Genomic DNA, 24,399 nt, shown 5'->3' on the forward strand with positions numbered 1-24,399 from the left:
AGGAGGCTAGCAAAGGTTCCCAATTTCCTTTCGAGTAATAACACTGCAAATTACACCAGGGACGCGGCATTTAGATGCAGGGTAGAGGGTGCTATACCTGGTTTGTCCACTAACCGGGAACTATACTAAGTGCGGTGTGATTATTGTACTGACAAGTTTTTCCCTGATTAACATGACGAATCTAAAATATAAGCTGAGGCATTGGTTCAGCTCCCTGGCGATTGCCATCATATTGGTAACAACCACCTTCCCACTCAACTCATGTAGCAAAAGTGATGCGGCTGTACCTGAAAACGTCGCGGAGCGCGAACTGCTCGTGTCGTCAGAGAAGGTAGGCACCCTGCCGGCCGCCATGCTCAAGCAACTGGCAGGTGCCTATGCCGGCAGCTTCCAGAATCAGATCAAATATGATGTAGCGATTTACAAAGTAAATTACCGCACCACTTTTCAGGGCCGCGAAACAGTAGCCTCCGGCTTAGTCGCTCTGCCGATGAACCTAACGTCGCCTGCACCTGTGCTGAGTGTGCAGCACGGCACGATCTTTAAACACGATGAGGCGCCCTCTGCCATGAGTGGTGGCCTTACTGGTTTTGAAGTGTTTGCCTCCGGTGGATATATCACACTTATACCTGACTACCTGGGTTTCGGGGCTTCTAAACAATTACTGCACCCTTACTATCACCAGCAGTCTTCAGGTATAGCCGTGGTCGATATGATCAAGGCGGCCAAGTCGCTGTACGCCCAGGAAGGTATGACTGATAATGGGCAATTGTTTCTGGCGGGCTACTCTGAAGGCGGCTACGTAACACTGGCTGCACAAAAAGAAATAGAAACTAATCCACAGCACGGCCTGAAAATCACTGCCTCCGGTGCAGGAGCCGGTGGTTACGACCTCACTGAGATGCTGACCGATGTAGTGGCGGGCAAGCCTTATACCTATCCAGCCTACCTGGCTTATGTGCTGATGAGCTACAACAAGACCTACCAGTGGAACCGTCCGCTTTCTGATTTTTACCAAGAGCCTTACGCTACCCGACTGACTGGTTTATTCAACGGCCAGCATAGTGGCAGCGCCATCAACAAGGAACTGACTACTCAGACGGAGAATCTGTTTGCAGCTACTTTTCTGGAAGGGCTCCGTGGGAATGGGGAAGAGGAGCTCAAAAAGGCTTTGCAGGAGAATAGCTTTAATAATTGGGTGCCACAAAGTCCAACGCGATTGTACCATGGCACCGCCGATGTGATTGTGCCTTATGCTAATTCTAAGCAGACGTATGAGCGGATGAAAGCAGCGGGTGCTCCGAATTTGGAGCTTATACCTATTCAGAATGGTAATCATGGGAGCAGTTTGATTCCGATGCTTACTGATTTGATTCCCTGGATGCAGTCGTTTAGAGCGAATCCTTAATAGTAGTTTAAGCTACTTCTTAGTCATTTCTCAATTCTTTATCATTTTAAATTTTTGTCATTTCGAAAGAATTGAGAAATCTGGATGGTTTCAGCCTTTTGGAAAATGGTTTTGCTGGTGTAGTGACTTGTGCTATTGCATAGTTGGCTTTTCGCCTGTGCGGCGGGCACTGTTTGCCCTGGCCGGGCGGGCCTTACTTTTTGTCTTGACACAAAAAGTAAGCAAAAAAGTCAAGACCCTCCAAACTCGCTGAACGCTCGAACAGTGGAGTGTCATTTTGTGCACTTGGCACTGCTGATTGTTTCATAGCCAACGTGCGAGTTAGTCTTTCAATGCGTGTCGGCTTGGTCTTGCTATACCTGCCAGTGGTGTGCTGCAGTCACTACAAGGCTTATATAAAGGACTGGCAGTTATAGGCTCCCCTCCTTGGATAAGGAGGGGCAGGGGTGGTTGGACACCCGCATCTGGAGCACCAACTTAAGCCCCAATATTTGTAAACTGAAAAAGCCAAATTCCCCCTCTAAGGGTAGGCCCATTTCATTTTGCTTTTTTTGTCATCCCGTAGGGATCTTGGTGAAGAGAGCCCATACCCCCACAAGTAGCAGCGGCTTATCACCCATACGACCAAGTTTCTTGACAGAATGACAGGGATTTTTGAACAAGGTTTTATAGAATTAAAAATCCCCCTTGTGGCATACATATGTTCAATATGTCTGCTTTCATGCAAGTAAAAGGCGCTTCGTTCAGCCAATCCGGCCAGCGAAGCGCCTTTTTTTATTCAACCGGAACAGAACCTATACCTTGGTACACTTCAGCGAGTACACCATCGGAATCATATTCTGCATATGCTTGATGCGCCAATAGCCGTCGGGGCCTTGCACGGTGTGGCTGAAGCAGTTGTAAGGGGAGTAAGGGAATTCGTGGAATAGCTCTAGTTTCAGGCCTTGGTTCATCAGTGCTGTGATCACTTCGCTCAGGCTATGGTTCCAGGAGTATTCTTTGTACTGGATCGGGGCGTCCCGATCGGCGTAGGTGCCTGTGCTTTCCTCTACAATTGGCTCTGGGGTGTTGTGGTAAGGGTACTTTACCTGCGTGAAGTCATTGTCGAACATCCATACTACCGGGTGGAACTCGGCCATGTAGAAGATGCCGCCCGGTTTCAGGAAATGCGCGATCACTTCTGCCCAGCGGTTTAGGTCGGGTAGCCAGCCGATCACCCCGTAGGACGTGAACACTATATCAAACTTCCCCTGCAGATTTTCTTTCAGATCATATACATTAGAACACACAAAGCGGGCGTTCAAGCCAAGCTCGTCGTTAAGTTTCTCTGCTTCTTTTATGGCTTCGTCCGACAGGTCTATACCTGTAACTTCGGCTCCCAGTCTGGCCCAGGAGAGGGTGTCCTGACCGAAGTGGCATTGCAGGTGGAGCAGACGCTTGCCAGCCACTGGCCCCAGCTCTTCTAACTCTATGGCGTTGAGGCTGGACTTGCCTGCCTTGAAACTGGCGACGTCATAAAAAGCCGAATCTTTGTGCACAGCTGTGCGCAGGTTCCAGGCTTGTCTGTTCGCTTCAAAATATTCCTGTTCCATCCCCTCTTTTTGTGAAGTGTAAGATTAATTAAAAGATAAAAATACTATAAATTGCTTAATCTAAAATTCTATATATTTACATTTAATCTTACCTACGAACAAAACGACTACATGAAGATCACAGGAAAAGAGGGCGGGCCAATTGACCGTGCTCAGGCAAAGAAATGGACAGAAAGATATAGGTCAAGTGGCAGAGGGAAAACCAACTCACATTTGTTTGGATCGGAAACAGTAAAGCAGCTTCTTGATCAGGAGGGATGTGTGGCAATGAGAATCTATTATGCTTTAGATGATAACGGAGAGCAGCAGTTACTGTTGGTAGGTACCGATACTGAAGGAAATGATCTGACAGAAGGCCTGATTCTGGACTTATCTAGTCCATGTCCTCCGGATTGTTCAGTAAATAGCGAGTTAGCCGGTTAATGGACTTTTTTATCGGACATATTTATCCTTGGTTGAAATGGGTTGCTGTGCTGAGCCCTCTATTACCTTTTGTAATAGGTATATGGTTGATCAGAAAACATAAGAGCACGAAATTCATGCTGCTCTTTTTGTTTATAGCTATAGGAGTGTTGACAGAAGCTGTATCGATGATTACAGTAATGTTAGGGACCAAAAATAATCATTGGCTAGGGTATGTGTATACCTTGTTGGGCTTTAGTGTGCTGGCTGCGATATTTTATTACAGTTTTGATAAGCCTTTGTTAAAAAGAGCCATTATTAGTGGGGTAGTAGGGCTATGTGCCTTACTTTATTATGATGCCGTTGTTATAGAAGGAATAACGAAAATGAACTCAGTATCAAGGATAGCGGCAAATGCAATGCTGATTGTACTGGCCATCACTTATTTTTATAAAGTTGCAAACAACACCAAAGTCGTTTACCTAGACCGGGACCCCATATTTTTACTGAGTTGCGCGATCCTTATTTATTACGCAGGCACCAGTATGTCATATGCCATTTTTAACGATGCACTGGCTATCTCATACGACACAGCACGTATCTGTTTAGCCATCATTATGGTGTTGAATGTACTGTTTTATATCAGCCATGCATTTATATTAAGGAGGATGGCCGCATGATAGAAACTTTAACCCCGTTGCTGATTATCACGCCGGTTCTGCTAGTACTCGCTATTGGTATTATTGTGTTTGTGTTTGCGTACCAGCGGCGCATGCTGCAGCACCAAGAACACCTGCGTGAACTGCAGGAATTGCGTCAGCGACAGATGCTGGAGGCAGCCCTTGAGGCACAGGAAGAAGAGCGCCGCCGTGTAGCCCGTGACCTGCACGACGAGGTGGGCGGTATGCTGGCTCTGATCCGGCTCAACATAGGCCAGGTAGAGCGAAAGTGTGCTGAAAATGAAGCGGCTGCCGAAACGGCTCATCGCTCCAAAGCATTACTCGATGAGGCCATCCAAAGCGTACGCCGCATCTCACATGACCTGCTACCCGTCGGACTTGATAAGATGGGATTAGTGCAGGCCATCAACAGCCTAGTGCATTCTGTGCCACCGGATAGTGGCCTGGAAGTGAAGTTTACCCACAATCTTGAAAATTTTCGGTTGGAAGCCCGGCAGGAATTGCTGCTGTTCCGTATCCTACAAGAACTCGTAAACAATACCCTAAAATATGCAGAGGCTACGCAGATCACCATCAACCTGCATCGGGAAGACGATAAGCTAACACTGCGTTATACTGACAATGGCAAAGGGTTTAACTACGACGCCACCTTGGATACAGGAAGTGCAGGCGGTGGACTAGGCCTGAAAAACCTGCGGAGCCGCGTGGACCTGCTGACTGGTGCTATTAACTTCTTTTCGAAGTTAGGAGCTGGCATCAAAGCTGAAATAGTGATCCCTGTTGCATATATTATAATTATTATTTATAACTTTGGTTTGCTAAACTAAGCTTTAATGTATGGAGCTGCAGCCACTTACGCTAGCGATCGCTGATGATCATACCCTTTTCAGGAAGGGCGTAATCGAAATTCTAAAGAATTTTGAGGAGATTACTGTGATAAGTGATGCTGCAAACGGTGTAGAGCTGCTGGAAAAGATTGAGGCCAACCTTCCCGATATCATCATGTTGGACCTCGAAATGCCTGATATGGATGGTATTGCCGTGGCCCGTTACGTACTGAGTAAATACCCCAAAGTAAAGATTCTGATCGTGTCGATGTACGGGGAAGAGGAGCTGGTAAGAAAACTGCTCGAAGAAGGCGTACACGGTTATCTGCTCAAGAGCGCCGACCCCGAGGAATTGCGGGAAGTACTCCAAATGCTCCGAAATGGTAAGACACACTACCCGGTTTTCTCTCAGAATTTTTTCACGCTATTGCGATAATAAAAAGCCGCCCTTATGAGCGGCTTTTTTCATGCCTGTCAGCCAACTGCCCGGATACGGCTGACCACCCACACAGCCACAAGCGTGGCCACACTTGCCATGATGCCCACCCAGTTGAAGTGAGTTAAGGTGCCATTGGCCGTTTCCTGCACGATGAGTCCACTCACGAAGGCGGCTATACCTGCGCCCAACTGCTGCACCGACGAGTTGATGCTCATGAAGCTGCCGCGCAACTCCGGCTCAACGCTGGAAGTGATGAGCGACATGGCCGGCACAAAGCGGGCTCCGAAAAAGATGAAGAAGATCGTGGACACAGTGAGCGCCAGCACCATACCTACAGGCGGCAGGTTGGTGATCAGCACGATCGGGATAATGGAAAGGATGGCGGCCCATCGAAAGATAAACTGCTTCCCATACTTATCCGCCAGTCGGCCCGCCCACTGAGAGGTGAAGACCGTCGCCAGTCCTCCGAATAAATAGATGTAGCTCAGGTCACGCTCCGTAAAGCCTACATTGGCTACCATATAAGGGCTGATGAAGGGCACCACCAGGAAGCCAGCCATCGTGAGCGTAACGGTAAGTGCCATTGCCCACTGCAGGTTTGGCTGCACTACCATCGCTTTGAGCGCTCGGAATGGATTGCCACGTTTTGCATTGGTCAGGTGCCCGCGCATGGCTGGCAGAAAACGCACCGCCACCAGCAAGATAAGCAGACTCAAGCCCACAAGCAGGTAAAACGGAGCATGCCAGCTCATCTCACTGGCCAGGTATAGCCCGATCGGAATACCGGCAATAGATGCTACTGAAAATGCCGCCATTACGCGACCGGTAGCCGCACCACGGCGCTGCTCAGGTATAGCATCGCCAATTATGGCTAGCACCAACGCACCCAGTACACCACCAAATCCGCCAGCCACGACCCTGGCCAGAAGTAAGAGCCCATAGTTAGGGGCAATGGCGCATCCCAGTGTTCCTATGATAAAACCCAGGTATAGCGCCAGCAAAGCATGCTTGCGGTCAAACCGATCGATGAACAGGGCACTCACAAAACCAGCAATGGCCGCACTAAAGGTATAGGCCGACACCAGCAGGCCAAACTCACGAGGCGATATGCTGAACACCCGCATCAGCTGCGGCCCCAGCGGCATCATGATCACGAAATCCATCATATGTGTGAACTGGATTGCCGCCAGCAAAAAGATCAGCAGTCCCTCCCGGATCTGCACTTTAGGCACTAATGGCTCCTGCACAGGAGCACTTATCGAAGCAGGATTGTTATCCTGAAATCTATTCATAGTTTAAACATTGAAATCAAAACAGGGCGCCAATGTACAAATAATTTGCGACCGCTGAGAGGTAAATTTTATTTCTGTTTATGCTTCACAATGGCTCTCCAAATGAAGCCCTGATTACTCAAAGAACTTTGGGTATACGTGATTTGCTCACCGAGCGCCTTACTCCTTCAGCAGATCCTTTAATTGGTATGTTTCTCTGAGAAAATGTCAACAGGAAGTGAGCAATTGCAGCAGGGCGCAAGGATTGTAAACTTGCGAGCGGAACAAATGTTTTATGAAAGTGTGAGGGTATGATTTGTAAATAGGCGGTGCTGTTGAGAAAGAACCAGTGCATCGGGCAAGACTTAAGTCCAAGTGCTTGGAAATTTAATACGGTAATCGAATTCTGAGGGCATGGCTGCAAGGTTCCAGCAAAATGATCTTCTCAATGGGATAATCTCCGTTTTAGTATTCCTGACTGGATTTCCAGGAACTGACCATGATAGTCAGAACATAATAGACCTTGTGCTCTGAAGAGGGGTGTCAGAGCGATTCAATCTTTTCAGCTGTAACTGAGAGCACCTGTGAAAAGTAAAATCTTGTATGGCAAAGAAAGAAGAGCAACTGATTTGCGAACTATGTGGCCGGGAGGTACAGTACCTCACCAGGCACCACCTCGTGCCCCGCGAGGAGGGAGGCCGCTACGGAGCCACAGCCGAACTTTGCCAGCCCTGCCACAGCACCCTGCACCTGACCTTCAGCAACCGCGAACTGGCCACCCTGTACAACTCCATCCCCGCCCTGCAGGAAGCAGAGGATATGCAAAAGTACCTCAAGTGGGTGCGCAACAAACGTATTGAGCGCATCTCCAACAGACGCAGCCGCAGACGCTAATCTGATTGCTTCTGTTGCATCAGCCGGTCTTGTATGGCAGCCTCCCCTTTCTCGCGTATGGCCAGCACCAGGTCAGTTTTGAACTGGTGGAAACTTGCCTCCAGACCGGCTGGATAGCTGTGGGGGTTCAACAGGCGGCGGATGCTTTCGTGCAGTTTGCTGAGCTCTTCTTCGCGGTGTTTGCGGATGGTTTTCAGGTCGGGCAGTTCCGCTACAAGCTTCCCTTTGGTAAGTACAGGTATAAGCAGGTCTTTGTAAAGGGTGTCCTCTGGTACTGACTTGCGACGGGTGTTGTCAAGCGGACTCACGATCAGTACTTTTTCAGGCAGAGGTATCGCTTCGTTGTAAATCATATCTGCTATAAAGCCCTGCTCGTCGAAGTAGCGACGTACCTGCTGTATACCTGGGTTGGAAGTTTTCTCAAGTTGCTCCGATAGTTTCAGGCTGTAACTCCATTCCCTATTTTCCTGCTTGAAGGCAGCTAGTTTGTACACCCCGCCAAGCGCCGGCTGATCGTATGCCGTCACCAGCTGCGTACCGATTCCCCACACATTGATCCTGGCACCTTGCTGTTTCAGACTGTTGACAATGCTTTCATCCAGGTCGTTGCTGGCCACAATATTGGTATAGCCCATACCTGCTTCGTCGAGCAGCTTGCGGGCCTCGATGCTCAGGTAAGTCAGGTCGCCGGAATCCAGCCGAATGCCGTTAAGTTTGAAGCCGGTGGGCTCCAATTTTTTAGCTACCTCTATGGCGTGGCGCACACCTTCCAAAGTATTGTAGGTATCCACCAGGAACACAGAATCGTTCGGGAAAGCCTGCCCGTAAGCTTCAAATGCTTGTTCTTCGCTTTCAAAAGCCTGCACCCAGCTGTGGGCATGCGTGCCTCGCACCGGTATGTCAAAGAGTTTGCCGGCAAGCAGGTTAGAGGTTGCATCTATACCTCCCACGTAAGCAGCCCGGGTAGCAGCCAAAGATCCGTCTATACCCTGGGCGCGGCGCATACCGAATTCAATCACAGTGTCGCCTTTGGCGGCGTCTTTTATGCGGGCTGCTTTTGTGGCGATCAGGGTCTGGAAGTTCACGATCGTCAGGAGGGGCGTCTCCACCAGCTGCGCCTGCAGTAATGGTCCGCGAACCCGGATAAGTGGCTCGCTCGGGAACACGACGGTGCCTTCCGGTATGGCATCCACGTCGCAGGTAAAGCGCAGGTCACGCAGATAGTCCAGGAAAGCCTGCTCGAACAACGGTTCGCCCTGACTACCGCGCAGGCTGCCCAGGTAGGCCAGGTCTTCCGCCGTAAACTGCAGTTGCTGCAGGTACTCCACCGCATGCGCCAGTCCAGCTGCCACAGTGTAGCCCCCCTTGAAGGGTGACTTGCGGAAGTAGAGATGGAACACGGCTTCGCGCTCTGCTATACCTTCTTTCCAGTAGCCATAAGCCATGGTGAGCTGATACAGGTCGGTCAGAAGTGAAAGGGAGCTGCGGTAGAGTTGCTGGAGGGTATTGTACATGTTTGCTTGTGATAAGATAGTCAGTAGAAAGAACGAAAGAGGGCACAATTGGATGTGGTACCTATGCGCTACGAGTGCTCCTTCCCGTCAACCTGGGGATGAAGAAATTGCTCAACCTGAGAACCCGGTCATTCTTGTCCTGTTTTGTTGAATGCCCGAATTTAAAGGATGACATCAGATTTAGCTATATTTAGCGCATGATAAAGCGACAGTTTATACCTTTTAGCGAAGTAAAAGATAAAAAAGCCATCATTGTGGACAGCATGCACCCTAACGGACTGGTGCTTTCGCACTGGCGCGGCGCTCCCTCGCCGACTGAAGTGCGCGACGATACCAGCGCTGCCATGGTGCTGCACGCCCTGCGGCTTAACCTGCCCGGTCTGGAGCTACATTACGTCACCGCCAACCATTTCGACGTCGACGGATTTGTGGGCGTATGGAGTCTGCTGAATCCAGAGCTGGCGCTGGAAAACGAGGAACTGCTGCGGCTGATGGCCCACATCGGCGACTTCCGTGAACTCGACCTGAACCATCCGCTGGCAGGGGAGGCGCTGAAACTAGTCTGCTGGCTCAATACCCGGGAGCGCGACATGTTCTATGCCCCTTTTGCAGCAGACGAGTCCGAAGAAAAAGAAGCGAAGCGCTGTGTGGAGAAGTTCAGGTATTTCCTGCGCGAGTTCGGCCGTGTGCTCCAGGATCCTGATTGGGAAAAGCCGGTCTGGGAAGAGGAGGTCGCGGATGTGCTGCTGGGCTACCGCGATATGTACAAGCCCGACACCAAACTACAGCGCTACCCTGATTTGGGCCTGATCGTGATCGACACCCAGCGTCCAGTACACTACTATGCCCTTTTCAGCCGCACCATCGGTTTCGACATCGTGCTGAGCTGCTACGAAGGCAACCGTTACGAGCTGGAGTACAAATATACCACCTGGGTTGATTTCGCCTCCCGGCCGACGTTGCCCCGTATTAGCCTAAAGCCACTAGCGGAACAGCTCAATGCCCTGGAAACATCCGGCTATACCTGGACGGCAGACAACCTAACAGAAACCGGACCGCTGCTGCGCCTCGAAGGAAAGGACCTCTCGCGTACGGAACGCTACGACCACCCAACCACCCGCGAGATTTACGCCTCGTCTATACCTGCTGATCAGATGAAGCAAGTAGTAGTAGATTACTTCCGGGAGAAGTACGCAGATATAGCCCCGAAGCACTTTTGGACCTGGGATGAAGTAAAAGGACTGAACAAGGAGATAGGCAAATAGGACAGCAGTTCTCTGCAGGATTGGTCTATAGCTTTTGTCATCCTGTAAGAATCTTGGTAAAAGTGGGCCCTTGCCCCCGCAGATAGCATTGGCTTAACCTCCCAGGTATAAGTCAAAGGGGCGAAAGGGATTTTGCCGGAGGTGATGCAGGTCATTTTTATTATCGGGATTAAAGCACATTTTTGCTTCGATACGTATACATAGTAAATCTTTGATATAGACGCCTTGCGCAACTACCAGACACCATGAAAAAAATTCTTTGCCCGACCGACTTTTCTAAAACAGCTGCCAAAGCCCTGGACTACGCTGTGCTGATCGCCCGCCAGTCCGGAGGCCATCTGACCCTGCTGCATGTCGTTCACCTGCCAATTGTGGATACTTCTGAAACCGCCCTGGTGGCCAGCGAACTGCTGGGTGAGCAAATGCGGGATGCTGAAGAAAGACTGGTAAACCTCTGCCGCGAAATAGAGGAGCAACATGGAGCAAACCGGGCTGGGGAATTTACCTGCGACTATATCTTGAAAGAAGCGCTGCTCACCGATATAACGGAGCACCTCACCAAAACCAGCGGCTACGACTTAATCGTGATGGGTACCACTGGTGGTGGCAATGCCCTGGAAGAACTGCTGATCGGCAGCAATGCAGAGGCGGTAATGGAACAGGTAAAATGTCCGGTGCTGTCTATTCCGTCCACGTCAGAGTATCCGCGCATCAGTAAGATTGTCTATGCCTCTGACTACGCGCAAGATGATATTGCAACCTTGCGTGAAGTACTGGATTTTGCCAGCATGTTCGGAGCCAGCGTAGAGGTAGTGCATGTGAACAAAGAAGGGCGCACAAGCGGCGACAAGAAAGACCGTTTTGTGCAGGAGATGGAACATGCGTTTCCAGGCGCACCGATCCGTTTTGAAGAAGTAGTGAGCAAACACCGCACCGACGGTATAAAGGAATACTACGACTCTTCAGGAGCCGATATGGTTGCCATCCTGCGACGTGAAAAAGGTTTCCTGCGGGAGCTCTTCTCACAAAGCCTGGCCGAGAAAATGACCTACCAGGCAGCAGTGCCTTTGCTGGTATTGAAAGGAAGAAAATAAGGTATACAGTACATAAAAAAAGCGGCAGCCTCTTTCGGGGCTGCCGCTTTTTTTATGTACTGTCAGTTATCTCTAATTATCGCCAAGCCCTGTTTCCATGCGCACGGCACTTTCATCAAATACGTAAGCCAGGTCGGCACTGCAGGTTTCGCAGTTGTAGCGGTCAAAAGCTTCCACGGCACGCGGCAGTGTCAGGTTACGGAAAGTACTTGCGCAACTAACCAGTACCGGGCAGTCGTGCTTTTGGTGAAACAGGTCATCCGTTGGGTCCATACAAATGTAGACGCGTTTTTTCTCCACTCCCTTAAAGGAGTAGTTTTCAGGCTTTGGTCGGCGAGCCTGCTGTGTCGTGTCAGCAGTTGCAGTTGTCTCCTGTGTTTCAGCTTGCTCTGTTTGTGCATTGTCGGGTGACTGGCAGGCAGCCAGTGAGATGAGCAGGCCACACATACCTGCCAGAGTTTTCTTTAACATAAAGTGATGCGTTGAATAGAATGCGGAACCCAAATTAAGCGGAATTATTTAGGGCTGCAAGTTTTATCGGCCCGTCGGTTGTGTTGGCGGATTGCCTCGGCTTCTGTCACTGTCAGCACCTGCTCTTTGCAGCGCTTCAGCACGGAGCAGTCCTTGCTATAGTGATACACAGCAGAGCCGGAGCTGTCGCAGAGGTATACCTGTCGTTTGGTGGCCCCGGCAGGTATAGCGGCTTTGCTGTTGTCCACGGGCTCAGGTTTCTGCTTGCGGAAATCCCAAGGGGCTACTGGATTCGGGTCTTGCCAGAGGCCTCTTTTAAAGCGGCGGGCATCGGCCTCCAGGTTGGCCAGTGTTTTGTCTTTGGAGTAGGCGGTATAGTGCCAGGCAAAACCTTCGCGCACCAGTTCCTCGTTCAGGTTGCGGCCATCAGGCAGTATGATCGTGCCCACGGTGCGGCCATAGCGGTCTTTGTTATGTTCGATCAGGCGAACGTTTTTACCGAAGGCCAGGTCTGAGGCAAATTGCTTGGCCCGTTGTCCGTAGGCCTGGTTCTTCTCGGGTGTGTCGACTCCCAATAAACGTACTGTGATGGTCTGCCCGTTACGTAGCAGCTCAAAGGTGTCACCGTCTTTTACACCGACTACACGGTCACCAGGTATAGCAGGTGTTTCTTCCTTAGGCGTAGCATGGGTGTTGTCAGATGGAACCACAGCCGGTCTCTCCGGTTCATCGGATGGGGTCGTGGTGGTTGGCTCCACAGGATGCTCAATGGCCCCACGGCGCTGGCGGAATTCTTCGCGTGCTTTTTCGTTGTCCTGCTTGCAGCCGGGGGCAGCCAGCAGACTGGTGAGTGCGAGCAGGTATAAGATGAGCTTGTTCATGGGGCAAAGGTGCTGCTATTCTCCTTTTACCGCAAACAGAAGTATTTGTTTTTATTACCTGCCGCTGCAAAAAAAGGCTGCCTCCTGTCAAAACAGCCTTGACTAAGCTTTCCTGTAAAAGCACTAGGCTAATTGCAGCTGTTCGGCTGTTTTTTCTTCTGTCTCCTCTGAGCTAGGTGGCGTGTTGATTTCGTCTTCCTCTGCTTTCACAGTGTGGGGTAGGGTAAATAGGAAAGTACTGCCCTTGCCCGGCATGCTTTCTACCCAGATCGAGCCGCCGTTGTGCTCCACAAAGTCTTTGCATAGCGCCAGGCCCAGTCCGCTCCCTTTTTCGTTAGCGGTGCCCCGGCTGGAGTAGCTGCTGCCTCCAAACAGTTTCTTCTGCACTTCCTGTGTAATACCTATACCGGTGTCTTTCACCGATACCAGCACGAAGTCATTTTTCAGCTTCGCAGTAAGTGTCACGGTATCACCGGCCTTACAGAACTTGATGCCGTTGGAGATTAGGTTTCGCAGCACCAGGCGAACCATTTCCTTGTCGGCGCAGCCTGTCAGGTTGGGGTCGATCTTGTTTTCCAGCACGATCTCTTTGCTGCTGGCGACCGGCTGTAACAAGCGGATGTTCTCGTCGGCTAACTCACGCAAAGGCAGTGGCTTGGGGTCAGCTTCAAAGCCTTCCATCTGTGCCCTGGCCCAGTCAAAAAGGTTGTCGAGCATCCACAGCACGTTTTGCTGCCCTTTCACCAAGCTGTTGAAAAGCCCTGCCTGCTTATCGGCGGGAACTTTGCCCATGGCCATTACATGCAGCAGACCCTTGAGCGCCACTAGTGGGCCACGCAGGTCGTGCGCGATCACGGAGAAGAGTTTGTCCTTAATGGTGTTAAGCTGGGTGAGTTTTTCTTTCTGAATGTTGAGCTGCTGGGCCTGCTCCGTCAGGGCTTTCTGATGCTGGTTCAGCGCCCCGTTCTTATGCATGATCAGCTCATTCTTTTGAGTGAGCAGTTTATTGATGCGACTCTGGTGCTGCCTTCCCCTGAAGAACACATAGGCCATGGCGCATACCAACAGCAGTAGCGCAATAGTGAAGTACTGCACGATACTGCGTTGCTCCAGCTTGCGCAGGTTCAGCTCCTGCTCTGCCCGCAGGAGCAGGTTTTCCTTGTCCTTCTGGGCTGTTTCGTATTTCACGCGTTCCTGTGCAATGCGGTCTGCCGCCCGTTCGTTGTGCAGGCTATCGTTATAAGCCATATGCAACGTCAGGTAATGGTGGGCCATTTCGTAATTGCCCATGGCTGCGTAAATGCGGTCCAGAATGGCAGCGTTCTCCTTGAGTACATATTTGCCTTCGTAGGCTTTGGCAAGCTCCATGCTGGCTAAGGCGTTGTCGAGTGCTTTCTCGTATTTACCGGCTTTGAGGTAGGATTCGGCCTTGCCCCGCAACACATACACCTCGTCGTGCGGACTACCCAGGTTATTGGCGATCTGGTGTGCTTTATTGAAATAGGTGAGGGCCGTCTGGTAATCGTTCTTGCCATTGTAGGCTTCCCCGATATTGATCAGCGAGATCAGAATTCCCTGCTTATCGTCCAGGCCTTCCTGAATCGGGAGTGCTTCGCGGTAATAGACCAGCGCCAGGTCATACTTTCCCTGGTCCAGGTATACGCCGCCTATGTTGCTCAGGGAACTGCTCATGCGCAGTGTGTCCTGTGCCGTAGTGGCAAGTGAAAGTGACTTTTTGTAGAGCGGAAGCGCCTCTTTGTGATTGTGCTGGTCGGCATACACGTTGCCGATGTTGTTGTAGCTGGCACTCAGGTCTGAGGGGTCACCCAACTTCTCGCGAATGCGAAGCGCCATGTAATAAAACTTAACGGCCTTGTCGATATCGCCGAGCAGGTAATGGCCTGAACCGGTTTCATTATAGGCCTGTGCCAGCAGTTTGTCATCGCCTGCCTTCTGGGCCAGGGCTACTGCTTTGTTGCCATAGGAAATGGTGGTTTTCGGGTTGATGCTTTTGTGCACCTTGCTCAGTTCGCAGTACAGCTCTATCTTCCGTGTCACATCTTCAGTCTGGTCCAATTCAGTTTTCAGATCCTGTATCAGGATCTTTTGCTGTGGCTGCGTAAGACTTATGAGTAGGAATAGACGAGTCAGTAATAGTAGAAGCATAGGTACCTCTCTACAGTTAGAATTACCGTAATGAATTCAGTATTAGTGAGCAATATAAGGATTTAATGTTTACAAATGCTAATCTGAATCCGGGAATATAAAGGCACTTTAGAAAAATGCAATTAGCTTTTAAACGAAGTGCTGCTACTCGTCACAGGAGGGCGCAACTGCCCGTTTCAGGCAATTGTAATCCTATGTTATGAAAAACTGCTGAAAAGCAAAATCAGCTGACCACGTGCACCGTACTCACCCCACCCGGCTTTTTGGTAACCACAATCTGGGTACTGATGCGCTCTTTCAATGCCTCCACGTGTGAGATGATACCGATCGTTTTGCCGGCGGCATGCAGGTTGTCTAGTGTCGTGATGGCAGCCTCCAGCGTGTCTGCGTCAAGCGTGCCAAAGCCCTCGTCGATGAAGAGGGAGTTGATCTGGGTGCGGCGACCGGCCAGGTCGGAAAGGCCAAGGGCCAATGCGAGACTTACCAGGAAGCTTTCGCCTCCGGACAGGGTGTTCATCGGTCGCACTGCCTCTGCCTGGTAGGTGTCCACTATCTGCAGCGCTAGATCCTCGTCCGGGGACTTAAGGATACGGTAGCGGTCGTTGAGCTTGAGCAGGTGCCGGTTGGCCAGCTCTACCAGGCGGGCCAGCGTGAGTCCCTGCGCAAAGCGGCTGAATCTGGATCCGTCGGCGGAGCCAATGAGGTCAGCCAGCTGGCTCCAGCGGTGGCATACCTGCTGCTGTGTTTTCAGTTGCTCTGCCAGCTCTCTGTTCCTTTCACGCTGTTGGGTGTCCTGCTCCAAGATTTGCTGGTGCCGTGCCCGCTGCGAGATCAGCTCCCGCTGCAAGGCTGTTTTATGTTGTTGCTGCTCTTGCAAGGGTTCTATACCTTCGTCAGTCAGCTGTTTTTGCTGAAGCTGCTCCAGTTCGTGCTGCACATCGCTCAGGCTTTTGCGGAGCTCGGTCAGGTGCTTTTCGGTCTGTGCCTTTTGGTTGGCCAGCCGGTCAGCTTCGTCACGGTGCAGCAGCATCTGGCTCAGCGCTTCGATCGTTTCAATGCCTTTCTGGTGCAGCACGTGCAGCAAGCCTTGTCGCAGCTCTTCCAATACTGAACTGGTCTGCTGGTGTTTTTGGTGACATTCCGTTTGGCGGGCACGTGCTTCCTGCAGCTCCTGCTGTTTCTGCAGTTGGCTGCGACGTGCCTCTTCCGCCTTTCTGGCCCTGGCGCTCAGCTCCTCGTTCGCCAGTCTACGCTCTTTGTCCGGGTCTTTGTCGCCAAACAAGGTATAGCGCTCACTCTTAAGTTTGGTCAGCTGTTCGTGCTCTTCCTTCAGGTGCTGCCTGCGCTCTTCCAGCTCTTTAAGCTTCTGCGTTTCGTTTGTCCTGAGGTTCTTCACCAACTGCTGCAATTCAATGTAACGTTCACGCATACCCTCCAGCGCCTGCTGCTTCTGGGTATAGGAAATTGCCTGCTGCTCTAAAGTCTGCAGGAGGTTGTAACGCTCCTCCGCTTTATAAAGCAGTCCAAAAGTGGCTGCAAAGGATTGGGCGGTTTCAGTGTGCGCCTGTTGTTGCTCCTGCTCATCAGCCAGGTTTGCCTGCAGTCTTTGGAGCTGTGTGCTGAGGAGTTTGTCAGATGCCTGTAGCTGGTTCAGGGCCGACTGGGACTGTACCTGTGCTTCGCGAACTTGTTGCAGCTGCTGGTTTATACTTTCCAGCTCACGGCTCAGCGCCCGGGCCTGCGCCAGTTGCTGCTGCAATGCCGTGGCGGTTTCCTGCTGGGTATGCAACAGTTGCACTAATTGGTCTAAGTTGCCTATACTTAGCTCCTGTGCTATACCTTCGGCCACTTGCGCAAAGGTATGGCTTAGGCGCTGTACTTCTGTTTCAGCCTCCGTCTTGGCTGTTCTCTCCAACTGCTGTTTCTGCTCCAGGGAGCTGAGTTGTACCTGTAGCTGCTGCAGGCTTCTCTCCAACTCTTTTACCAGTTCCTGCTGCTTATCACGCTTCTGCACTTCCTCGGGCAGGTCAAAGGTATAGCCATCCTCAGCGAAAGGGTGGTGGGTGGAGCCACACAACGGGCATGGCTCGTCCTGTGCCAGGGTATGGCGAGCTTCCTCGTACTGCTGAATCTGCTGCTGTAACTGCACGAGTTTCTGGAGAGCCTGCAGGTGCTCGTTTGCCTGGCTATACCTGTTTTTGTCCTCCTGAAGGCTGTTGTCAGTTTCTTTGTACTGCTGCTGTAACTGTATTAGCTGCTCGTTGCTGAGGTGGAGTTTTTGCTGTTGTAAGGCATGCTGCTGCGCCAGTTCATGCAGACGCTCAAAGCGGGCCAGCAAAGCAGGCTGAGACTGTGCAGACTGCTCCAGTTCTTCCATGCTTTTTGCAGCAAGTATACCTTGCAGGGCATTTAACTTTTCCCCTTTCTGCTGCTGCAACTGATCGTGTAAGGCCTGCTGTTTTGTTTGCTGTTCCTGCAGCTCGGTCAGTTGCCTGGTTTCCTTGGTTTGTTGCTGACTCAGTTCCTGCTGCTCCTGTTGGTTGCGCCGGATGCGCTGCTCTACCTCCTGCAGGTCGCGCAGCGTTGCTTTGAACTCAGGCAGATGCTCTTTCAGATCCTGCAGTCTGGCATTCTGCTCCAGCCAGTTCTTTATACCTGTCGCCTCCTGAGTGAGCTTTTCCAGTTCAGCTTGCCTGGCCTGCAGTTGGGACTGCTCCTGTTGCAGTTGCTGCTCAAAAGAGACATAGCTGCTTTTATTCTTGGTGTAAGCATCACGAATGCTGTTGAGCTGATGGTCAAGCCGAACTACCTGCGTCAGCACAGGGTCCAGTTTCTGAATGACTTCCTCCTGTTGCTCAAACGCTTTGGTGGCTTCTATTGCAATTTTTCCGGCTGCCTCGAGTTCGGTCTCCAGCGCAGGCACCCGTTTTTGCAGGGTCTGCAGCTGCTCCTGTGTTTCGAGCACCTTGCTGTTGGTACTACGGATCTCGGCTAGTTCACCCACAAACTGGTGGGCCTGCTGGTGCTGCTCGAGCTTTACAAAGTCGGGTTGCAGCTGCTGGAGTTTCTGCACTTGCACTTCAAGGGCTTGCTGGTGCTGGTGCTGACGTGTTTGCAATTGCGCCACCTGCTGAAGCCACTGTACCTTGGCCTGCAGCGTAATCAGGTCTTGCTGCAGGATGTTTTCCTGTGCCGACAGCTCTTGTATATTCGCTTCGTAGGCTGCACGCTGTTCTTCGGGCAACAGCTGCGTGTGCTGGAGCAGTTGCTCCAGGCTTTCGTATTTCAGTCGTTCCTGCTTGGCCTTATCAAACGCGAACTTCGATATGTCGGAGTAAATACCGGTATCGGTGATTTTTTCCAACAGGCTGCTGCGCTCGTTTGGGTTTGCCTTGAGGAAGCGGGCAAAATCTCCCTGCGACAGCATGACGGAACGTAGAAACTGGCTGTAGTCAAGTCCGCAGATCTCAGCCACCATGGCGGGCACTTCGCTCGGCTTCAGGTCCAGCAGTTCGTCTTTATCAAAGTCGTACAGTTCCATGTGCACAGGCTGTATCTTGCCATCCGCCTTACCCCGGCTGCGACGCAGGTGCCACTTGGAGCGGTATACCTTGCCAGCAGCCTCAAACTCCACCTCCGAATAGCACTCGGCCGTGTGACGCGTCATCAGCTCCAGCGGACGCTCATTGCTGTGCCGGTGCGCCAGTCCGTAAAGCCCCACCGTGATCGCATCCAGGATGGTTGTCTTGCCCGCCCCGGTCGGACCGGTAATAGCAAATAACCCCGCATCCGCCAGCGGACTCTGGTCGAAACGGATCTCGTGCTCACCTTTGAGTGAGTTGAGGTTCAGGAAGCGGACTGCGAGGATTTTCATGGGTGCTGCTGTTTAATAAATAATGCTCTGTTTAGGTATGGCGCTGGGCAAAAGCCTGCTGCTATTGGAAAACCGCTTTGGTGCGGATAGCTTTCTGCTTATTCTGTATGCTGATTATCAGATGCTCGAAGAGGGCATCATCAAGCAGGCAGGACTGATAGCGGTATACCTTAAAATCGTTGGTGGTAATTCGCAGGGATGTTTCCTGGTTGGCAATACATTCGGTAACGGCAGAATAGATGTCAGAAATGGCAAATGTCCTTTTCTTCCAGGGGAGTAGGTAGTTTCGGATCAGGATGTGATCTTCGGCCAGCAGGAAGTAATGGCTTTGCACTGCAAGCATGAATAGAAACAGGCTCGATCCTATCATTGGGATCAGGGACACAATCCAGGGTGCTATACCTGACAGAGGAAGGTATAACGCTGCGCCAAATCCAAAAAGTGAGAAAGAACCAAGTAAATAATAGTTGAAGGAAGTGTAAGGTGACTGCCGATACTCCACATAACTTTCTGTGCTGAATTGCTGTGTCTGCTTTTCTTTGTGTTGCATAATGGCTGAAAAGGAACCGGTCTTTCCTTTCAGGTAGTCACTCAGGCTGGCTAGGTTCAGACGTAGCAGACTGCCGTTTAGGTAATGACCTGCAAACAGGGTGTACTTCCTGCCGTTTTTCAGCGTGATAGTGGTGGCTATCTCCTGATAATAAAAGAAGAAGAAGTATGTATCATGAAAAGCCTGCAGATCGATCGAGTCAATCTCATGTAATGCAATACCAGCTTTCCCAATGTACAATTGCTCTTCATTTACGCTAACTTTAGGAGAGTGAGAGATCATGAACTGTACGATATATCCCATGAATGCCAAACAGATAGCGGGCATGATGATGGTAAATCCAGCTTCACTGAAGGGGGTACCAGTACCAATGTTTTCAATCAGTTTGTCTAATCCTGCGGCTACCATTCCGATAAATGGAATATACAGGAGCAGGCCAAAATAAAATCTGTAGTTGAACCTGGTTGTAAAAGTCTGTTGCATAGATGTGGAAGGTGTACGAAATGTTAGTCGAAACCAATTCTTTAAAAAGCAGATTGAAGGGTACGCTACTTTACACCTCCTCCTGCCGCATCAGCTCCAGCAACTCCGAGAAAGTAGTCCGCAACTCAGTGTGGTCGCTCTCCGGAAAGGCGCTTTCGCAGCGCTTCATGAAAACTTCTTTTTCGCTCAAGGTATGGAGGTCTACTTCTTCGCGCACTTCCTGCTCCAGGGTTTTGCGAACTGTCTTGATGAGGGGCGGACGGTGGATCAGAAGTTGCAACTCGTCACTTTTCAGTTGCAGGACTTCTTCCAGTTGCTGATTCAGGTCAGGTATAGGGGCATCTAACTCAACCTGCAGTTCGGCCCAGGCTGGTAGGTTATAACTGCTGTTATCGTAGACTTCAATTTTCTGTTTTACTTCTTCCAACGATCCTTTAAAGCGTACCAACTTACGGCACACAGGTATAGCGATCTCCTTCAGGTCAGTGAGCTGCCCGTTTTCAAAGTCCAGCACATAGACTACTTTTTTGTCCGTCACTTCGCTGAAGCTGAGCGGAATAGGGGAGCCTGAGTAGCGGATGTGATGCGCCTTGTTGACTTGCTGCGGACGGTGCAGGTGACCCAACGCCACATAGTCAAATTCCTTTGGGAACTGGTCTGCTCCGATCTGGCCGAGGTTGCCCACGTGAATCTCCTTTTCGCTATCGGATGCGGAGCCGCCGGCGGCAAACAAATGACCCATGGCCACCACGGGTATACCTTGATCTTTGTAAGGCTGCACATGAGGTACAAAGGCAGCGTAGTGGGCAGCTATACCTTGCTTGATGCGCTGCTCACGTTCTTCGTAACTCTCACCGGCTACAGAAAGGCGTACGTCGCGGTCACGCAGGAAAGGCACGGCACACACAGCCAGCTCCAGTTGACCCTTTTCGTCCCGCAGTTCGATCAGTTCATCCAGCAGGTCAGCCGTAGCACCGCCTATCACTTTTATGTTAAAGCAGTCGAGGAGTTCTTTGGGTGCATTGAGCGTAGAAACAGAATCATGGTTGCCGCCCGTGATGATGATATGGCGGCAGCAGGTAGCACATACCTTGGTCAGGAAGTTGTAGTACTGGCGCAGGGCTGTATTGGAGGGGGCACCGGTGTCAAACACATCGCCGGCCATCAGGAGTACCTCAACCTTTTCGGCTTCAATGGTTTGCAGGAGCCAGTCCAGGAAATGCTGGTGTTCTTCGGTTCGTTCGAGGTTGACGAGTCGCTGGCCGAGGTGCCAGTCTGAAGTGTGTAGTACGCGCATATCCCTATTCCTTTCTCCTTTGCACCACAAGTTACATTAAGGTATACCTATACTGCAAGTTTGTGATATAATTTTTTCCGGATCAGGTATAGCGGTTTTGCTATATAAAACCGGTTTAGCAAACGAATAGAAAGTAGAGCAATCTGGCAGCCAGGGGAAGTAAGGAATATAAAGCGGGTCAATCCCGGATACGGAAATAGAGGGTGGTACGAGCGAATGACAGTAAGTTGGCAGACCAAAATCCAGGGATCAGGTATAACTGAAGCTGTCTTATTCGTTGATCCAGGCCAGTGCGTCCTTCTGGCTGGAGAAGTTCTTGAATAAAAATTGGTTGATGTTCTGGGCCTCTGCACGGGTGGCAACAGCTTCGAGAGCTAACTTAGCGAACAGGCTACTAGGCAGCACTCTGGCCAATTTTTGAAGCTGGGTCTGAGAAAGCAGTTCGTAGAAGGTGGTGGACATCCACTCTTTTGTGGGAGCATCCAGCATGGTCAGGCGCTCGGCATTGGCTACTGCTCTGGTGATCCCTGTATCGCGAAGGGTTTCATAAAGTTTAGTGCCTCCCGCAATCATTTCGTCCTTGTTCACAGCCCGTTGCCACTCTGCCAGCAACAGATTATTCTCCCTATCAATCTCTATCTTATAGAAATCAGAAGAATATAATGTCTGGAATGGAAATGGTTTTAGCAGCATCGAGTCAGATAAATCATGTAAAGATACGCATAAATGCTAGCTGACGTTCATGCTGCTGTACCAAATACATAAAATAATTACTCTTTTACCGGCAGGCCGGCGGCTTTCAGGTCCGAATAACCCCCTATGTTATAGACGTTCTTAAATCCGGCTTCTTCCATGAGTTTGGCTGCTTTCCCGCTGCGGTTGCCACTGGCACAGTACAGGTAGTAGGTTTTGTCCTTGTCCCAGGTCTGCATCTCCTTTTCAAACTCCCCGCTCAGGAAGTCGGCGTGCTGCGTTTTCTGGAGGTGTCCTGCCTCAAACTCAGCAGGAGTGCGCACATCAACCAGCATAACTTCTTGGTTGTCGATCTTTTCATGGTGGCCTTTATATTCTGTGGCAGAAATTGTTTTGACTGTGCCGTCGCTCTGTTGGGGGCTGGTGCAGCTCATCAGACTGGTAGCTAATAGGGTTATTAAGAATAGTTTCATAAGGATAACGGATTAACCTGTGTTATAATAAACGAAAGGGAGCAGTTTTTGGTACTCCTACACGTTCGGTTTCCAAATCAGGGAGTAATTATATGAAAATAATTTCATTTCTGAATATGGTACTTACTGTGTGGACTTGCAGCCTTTGATGCACGCTATGATATTGGAAATGCTGGAGTCGGTGAGAAAGTAGAACACATTTTTGCCCTGTCGGCGGGTTTCCACCAATCCTTTGTCACGCATATTGGTGAGGTGATGCGAGAGTAAAGACTGTTCAATTTTCAGCACTTCCTGTAACTGGCTTACGGTGAGCTGGTCTTGCTGCTCCAGTAGGTCAATGATGCTGATGCGCACCGGGTGGGCCACGCATTTAAGCACATAGGCGGTTCGCTCCAGCTTCTTTTTGTCTACCCTTACTTTCAGGTCGGTCATGCAGGTATAAATAATAGGTAATTGGAATACATGATCATTTATTCATGTATAAAATTTAATACAATTTTAATCCGCTTTAGGTTCCGGCTCTAAAACAGAAAAAGCCGGCACAGGGCCGGCTTTTTCATAGCACAAAATAGAACGTGTCAGTATTAGTTGGCGTGTACGCTGCCGCCCGCGAAGGAGCTCACATCCACACCCAATCCCTGCGCTATACCTAGTCCAAGACCGATGTCGGCGCGGAAGAAGTGACACAGCTGACGGTTTATAATCTCTGCCCGCTTCGGTCCGTCTATACCTTGCATGGCTCCCACGATGTTGCTGATGGTGTTTTGCTTTTCCTCCGGCGTCATCAACCGGAACAAGTCACCCGGCTGTGTATAGTGATCGTTCTCGCCTTCGGCGTTGCGGTCATACCAGTCGGCCACCACATTCGTGCCTAGGTTCTGCGCTGGCTCCTTGTAGCTTTCGTCCGCCTTTATGTTATCGAAGCTGTTTGGTGAATAGTTCGGGGTGCTACCGCCGTTTCCGTCCACACGCATCGCTCCGTCGCGCTGGTAGTTATTCACCGCAAACGGACAACGGTTCACCGGAATCTGCTCGTAGTTAGCCCCGATGCGGTAGCGGTGCGCGTCTGGGTACGACAGAATGCGGCCCTGCAGCATGCGGTCAGGCGAGAAGCCAATGCCGTCCACGAGGTGAGCCGGTGCGAAAGCGGCCTGCTCTACGTGAGCAAAATAGTTATCCGGATTTTCGTTCAGTTCCAGCACACCCACATCGATCAGCGGATAGTCCTTCTGCGACCATACTTTGGTCAGGTCAAACGGATTCCACTTGTAGGTTGCGGCTTCGGCCTCCGGCATGATCTGCACTTTAAGCGCCCAGCGCGGGAAGTCGCCGCGGTCAATTGATTCCACCAGGTCACGCTGCGCCTGATCTGGGTCCTGACCTTTCATGACAGTGGCCTCGGAGTCAGTGAAGTTCTGGATGCCCTGCAGTGTCTTGAAGTGGAATTTCACGAAGAAGCGCTCGTTTTCCTTGTTGATGAACGAGAAGGTATGGCTGCCGAAACCGTGCATGTGGCGGTAGGAAGCCGGTGTGCCTCGGTCGCTCATCAGGATCACCACCTGGTGCAGGCTCTCCGGGTTTAGTGACCAGAAATCCCACATCATGGTCGCACTTTTGGTGTTGGTGCGTGGGTCACGCTTCTGGGTATGGATAAAATCGGGGAATTTCTTCGGGTCTTTGATGAAAAACACGGGTGTGTTGTTACCTACCAGATCCCAATTACCGTCTTCGGTATAGAACTTCACGGCAAAGCCACGCGGGTCACGCTCCGAGTCGGCACTGCCTTTCTCACCGCCCACGGTGGAGAAGCGCAGGAACACGCGTGTCTCTTTGCCAATCTCGCTGAACAGCTTGGCTTTGGTGTATCTGGTGATGTCGTGGGTAACGGTGAAGGTACCGTAAGCACCGGAGCCTTTGGCATGCACGACACGTTCTGGTGTACGCTCGCGGTTGAAGTGCGCCAGTTTCTCGTGCAGGATGAAATCTTCGAGCAGGATCGGGCCACGAGGACCGGCTGTCATACTGTTTTCGTGCTCGTAATAGGGTTTGCCAGAGGCAGTGGTCAGTTTCTGATATGGATTCTCGTTGCTCATATAGGTAAGGGTTTTTGAGATTTCTGCTGAAT

General features: G+C 50.9%; 21 protein-coding genes. 8 read left to right on the forward strand and 13 right to left on the reverse strand.

Going from position 1 to position 24,399, the window contains the following annotated elements; translation table 11 throughout:
• The first annotated feature begins 172 nt into the window (after nt 1-172).
• Entirely contained in the window at nt 173-1,408 is a 1,236-nt protein-coding gene (locus I0P70_RS05230) for a lipase family protein (protein WP_196115182.1), read from the forward strand.
• Between the two features lie 794 nt (nt 1,409-2,202).
• On the opposite strand, the gene I0P70_RS05235 is transcribed toward I0P70_RS05230, so the two are convergent.
• Nucleotides 2,203-3,000: a bifunctional 2-polyprenyl-6-hydroxyphenol methylase/3-demethylubiquinol 3-O-methyltransferase UbiG gene (locus I0P70_RS05235; protein ID WP_196115184.1), complete on the reverse strand. Its 798-nt coding sequence runs from the start codon at nt 2,998-3,000 to the stop codon at nt 2,203-2,205.
• 111 nt (nt 3,001-3,111) lie between these two features.
• On the opposite strand from I0P70_RS05235, the gene I0P70_RS05240 reads away from it, so the two are divergent.
• The 4 genes from I0P70_RS05240 to I0P70_RS05255 are packed head-to-tail and all read left to right on the forward strand — an operon-like array spanning nt 3,112 to nt 5,345.
• Nucleotides 3,112-3,423, forward strand: coding sequence for a hypothetical protein (locus I0P70_RS05240; RefSeq protein WP_196115187.1), 312 nt, complete (start codon nt 3,112-3,114; stop codon nt 3,421-3,423).
• Complete coding sequence (locus tag I0P70_RS05245; RefSeq protein ID WP_196115189.1) at nt 3,423-4,082, forward strand: hypothetical protein; 660 nt, start codon at nt 3,423-3,425, stop codon at nt 4,080-4,082. The genes I0P70_RS05240 and I0P70_RS05245 overlap by 1 nt, the downstream gene beginning before the upstream one ends.
• Nucleotides 4,079-4,909 (forward strand): sensor histidine kinase, encoded by an 831-nt coding sequence (locus I0P70_RS05250; RefSeq protein ID WP_196115191.1) that lies wholly within the window; start codon nt 4,079-4,081, stop codon nt 4,907-4,909. Before I0P70_RS05245 ends, I0P70_RS05250 begins: the two co-directional genes overlap by 4 nt.
• A 10-nt stretch (nt 4,910-4,919) precedes the next feature.
• The gene (locus I0P70_RS05255; protein ID WP_196115193.1) at nt 4,920-5,345 is read left to right on the forward strand and encodes a response regulator transcription factor; all 426 of its coding nucleotides are present in this window, start codon (nt 4,920-4,922) and stop codon (nt 5,343-5,345) included.
• A gap of 38 nt (nt 5,346-5,383) precedes the next feature.
• Here the strand turns inward: I0P70_RS05255 and I0P70_RS05260 are convergent, their stop codons facing one another.
• Nucleotides 5,384-6,640 carry an MFS transporter gene (locus I0P70_RS05260; protein ID WP_196115195.1) on the reverse strand — a complete coding sequence of 419 codons (1,257 nt, stop codon included), beginning with the start codon at nt 6,638-6,640 and terminating at the stop codon, nt 5,384-5,386.
• A 582-nt stretch (nt 6,641-7,222) separates the two neighbouring features.
• Here I0P70_RS05260 and I0P70_RS05265 point away from each other — a divergent pair.
• Complete coding sequence (locus tag I0P70_RS05265) at nt 7,223-7,513, forward strand: HNH endonuclease (RefSeq protein WP_196115199.1); 291 nt, start codon at nt 7,223-7,225, stop codon at nt 7,511-7,513.
• Here I0P70_RS05265 and I0P70_RS05270 read toward each other — a convergent pair.
• Entirely contained in the window at nt 7,510-9,027 is a 1,518-nt protein-coding gene (locus tag I0P70_RS05270; RefSeq protein ID WP_196115201.1) for a nicotinate phosphoribosyltransferase, read from the reverse strand. The genes I0P70_RS05265 and I0P70_RS05270 overlap by 4 nt on opposite strands.
• Before the next feature lie 197 nt (nt 9,028-9,224).
• On the opposite strand from I0P70_RS05270, the gene I0P70_RS05275 reads away from it, so the two are divergent.
• A complete protein-coding gene (locus I0P70_RS05275; protein ID WP_196115203.1) occupies nt 9,225-10,292 on the forward strand; it encodes a DUF6687 family protein in 1,068 nt (355 codons plus the stop codon).
• Nucleotides 10,293-10,537: 245 nt separating this feature from the next.
• Entirely contained in the window at nt 10,538-11,386 is an 849-nt protein-coding gene (locus I0P70_RS05280; protein WP_196115205.1) for a universal stress protein, read from the forward strand.
• Between the two features lie 72 nt (nt 11,387-11,458).
• Here the strand turns inward: I0P70_RS05280 and I0P70_RS05285 are convergent, their stop codons facing one another.
• The 10 genes from I0P70_RS05285 to I0P70_RS05330 all read right to left on the reverse strand — a co-directional run bounded on the left by I0P70_RS05285 (nt 11,459) and on the right by I0P70_RS05330 (nt 24,367).
• Nucleotides 11,459-11,857, reverse strand: a complete 399-nt coding sequence (locus I0P70_RS05285; RefSeq protein ID WP_196115208.1) for a hypothetical protein — start codon at nt 11,855-11,857, stop codon at nt 11,459-11,461.
• A gap of 44 nt (nt 11,858-11,901) precedes the next feature.
• Nucleotides 11,902-12,738: a thermonuclease family protein gene (locus tag I0P70_RS05290; protein ID WP_196115210.1), complete on the reverse strand. Its 837-nt coding sequence runs from the start codon at nt 12,736-12,738 to the stop codon at nt 11,902-11,904.
• Between the two features lie 123 nt (nt 12,739-12,861).
• Nucleotides 12,862-14,904 (reverse strand): tetratricopeptide repeat-containing sensor histidine kinase, encoded by a 2,043-nt coding sequence (locus tag I0P70_RS05295; protein WP_196115212.1) that lies wholly within the window; start codon nt 14,902-14,904, stop codon nt 12,862-12,864.
• Between the two features lie 223 nt (nt 14,905-15,127).
• Nucleotides 15,128-18,778: an SbcC/MukB-like Walker B domain-containing protein gene (locus I0P70_RS05300; RefSeq protein WP_196115215.1), complete on the reverse strand. Its 3,651-nt coding sequence runs from the start codon at nt 18,776-18,778 to the stop codon at nt 15,128-15,130.
• Nucleotides 18,779-18,839: 61 nt separating this feature from the next.
• Entirely contained in the window at nt 18,840-19,811 is a 972-nt protein-coding gene (locus tag I0P70_RS05305) for a hypothetical protein (protein WP_196115217.1), read from the reverse strand.
• Between the two features lie 70 nt (nt 19,812-19,881).
• A complete protein-coding gene (locus I0P70_RS05310; RefSeq protein WP_196115219.1) occupies nt 19,882-21,108 on the reverse strand; it encodes an exonuclease SbcCD subunit D C-terminal domain-containing protein in 1,227 nt (408 codons plus the stop codon).
• A gap of 270 nt (nt 21,109-21,378) precedes the next feature.
• A complete protein-coding gene (locus tag I0P70_RS05315) occupies nt 21,379-21,801 on the reverse strand; it encodes a hypothetical protein (protein ID WP_196115221.1) in 423 nt (140 codons plus the stop codon).
• Between the two features lie 77 nt (nt 21,802-21,878).
• Complete coding sequence (locus I0P70_RS05320; RefSeq protein ID WP_230392012.1) at nt 21,879-22,274, reverse strand: rhodanese-like domain-containing protein; 396 nt, start codon at nt 22,272-22,274, stop codon at nt 21,879-21,881.
• Nucleotides 22,275-22,397: 123 nt separating this feature from the next.
• Nucleotides 22,398-22,706, reverse strand: coding sequence for a helix-turn-helix transcriptional regulator (locus tag I0P70_RS05325; protein WP_196115223.1), 309 nt, complete (start codon nt 22,704-22,706; stop codon nt 22,398-22,400).
• Nucleotides 22,707-22,858: 152 nt separating this feature from the next.
• The gene (locus I0P70_RS05330; RefSeq protein WP_196115225.1) at nt 22,859-24,367 is read right to left on the reverse strand and encodes a catalase; all 1,509 of its coding nucleotides are present in this window, start codon (nt 24,365-24,367) and stop codon (nt 22,859-22,861) included.
• Nucleotides 24,368-24,399: the final 32 nt, after the last annotated feature.

The organism is Pontibacter sp. FD36, from assembly GCF_015686655.1.
Taxonomy (GTDB): domain Bacteria; phylum Bacteroidota; class Bacteroidia; order Cytophagales; family Hymenobacteraceae; genus Pontibacter.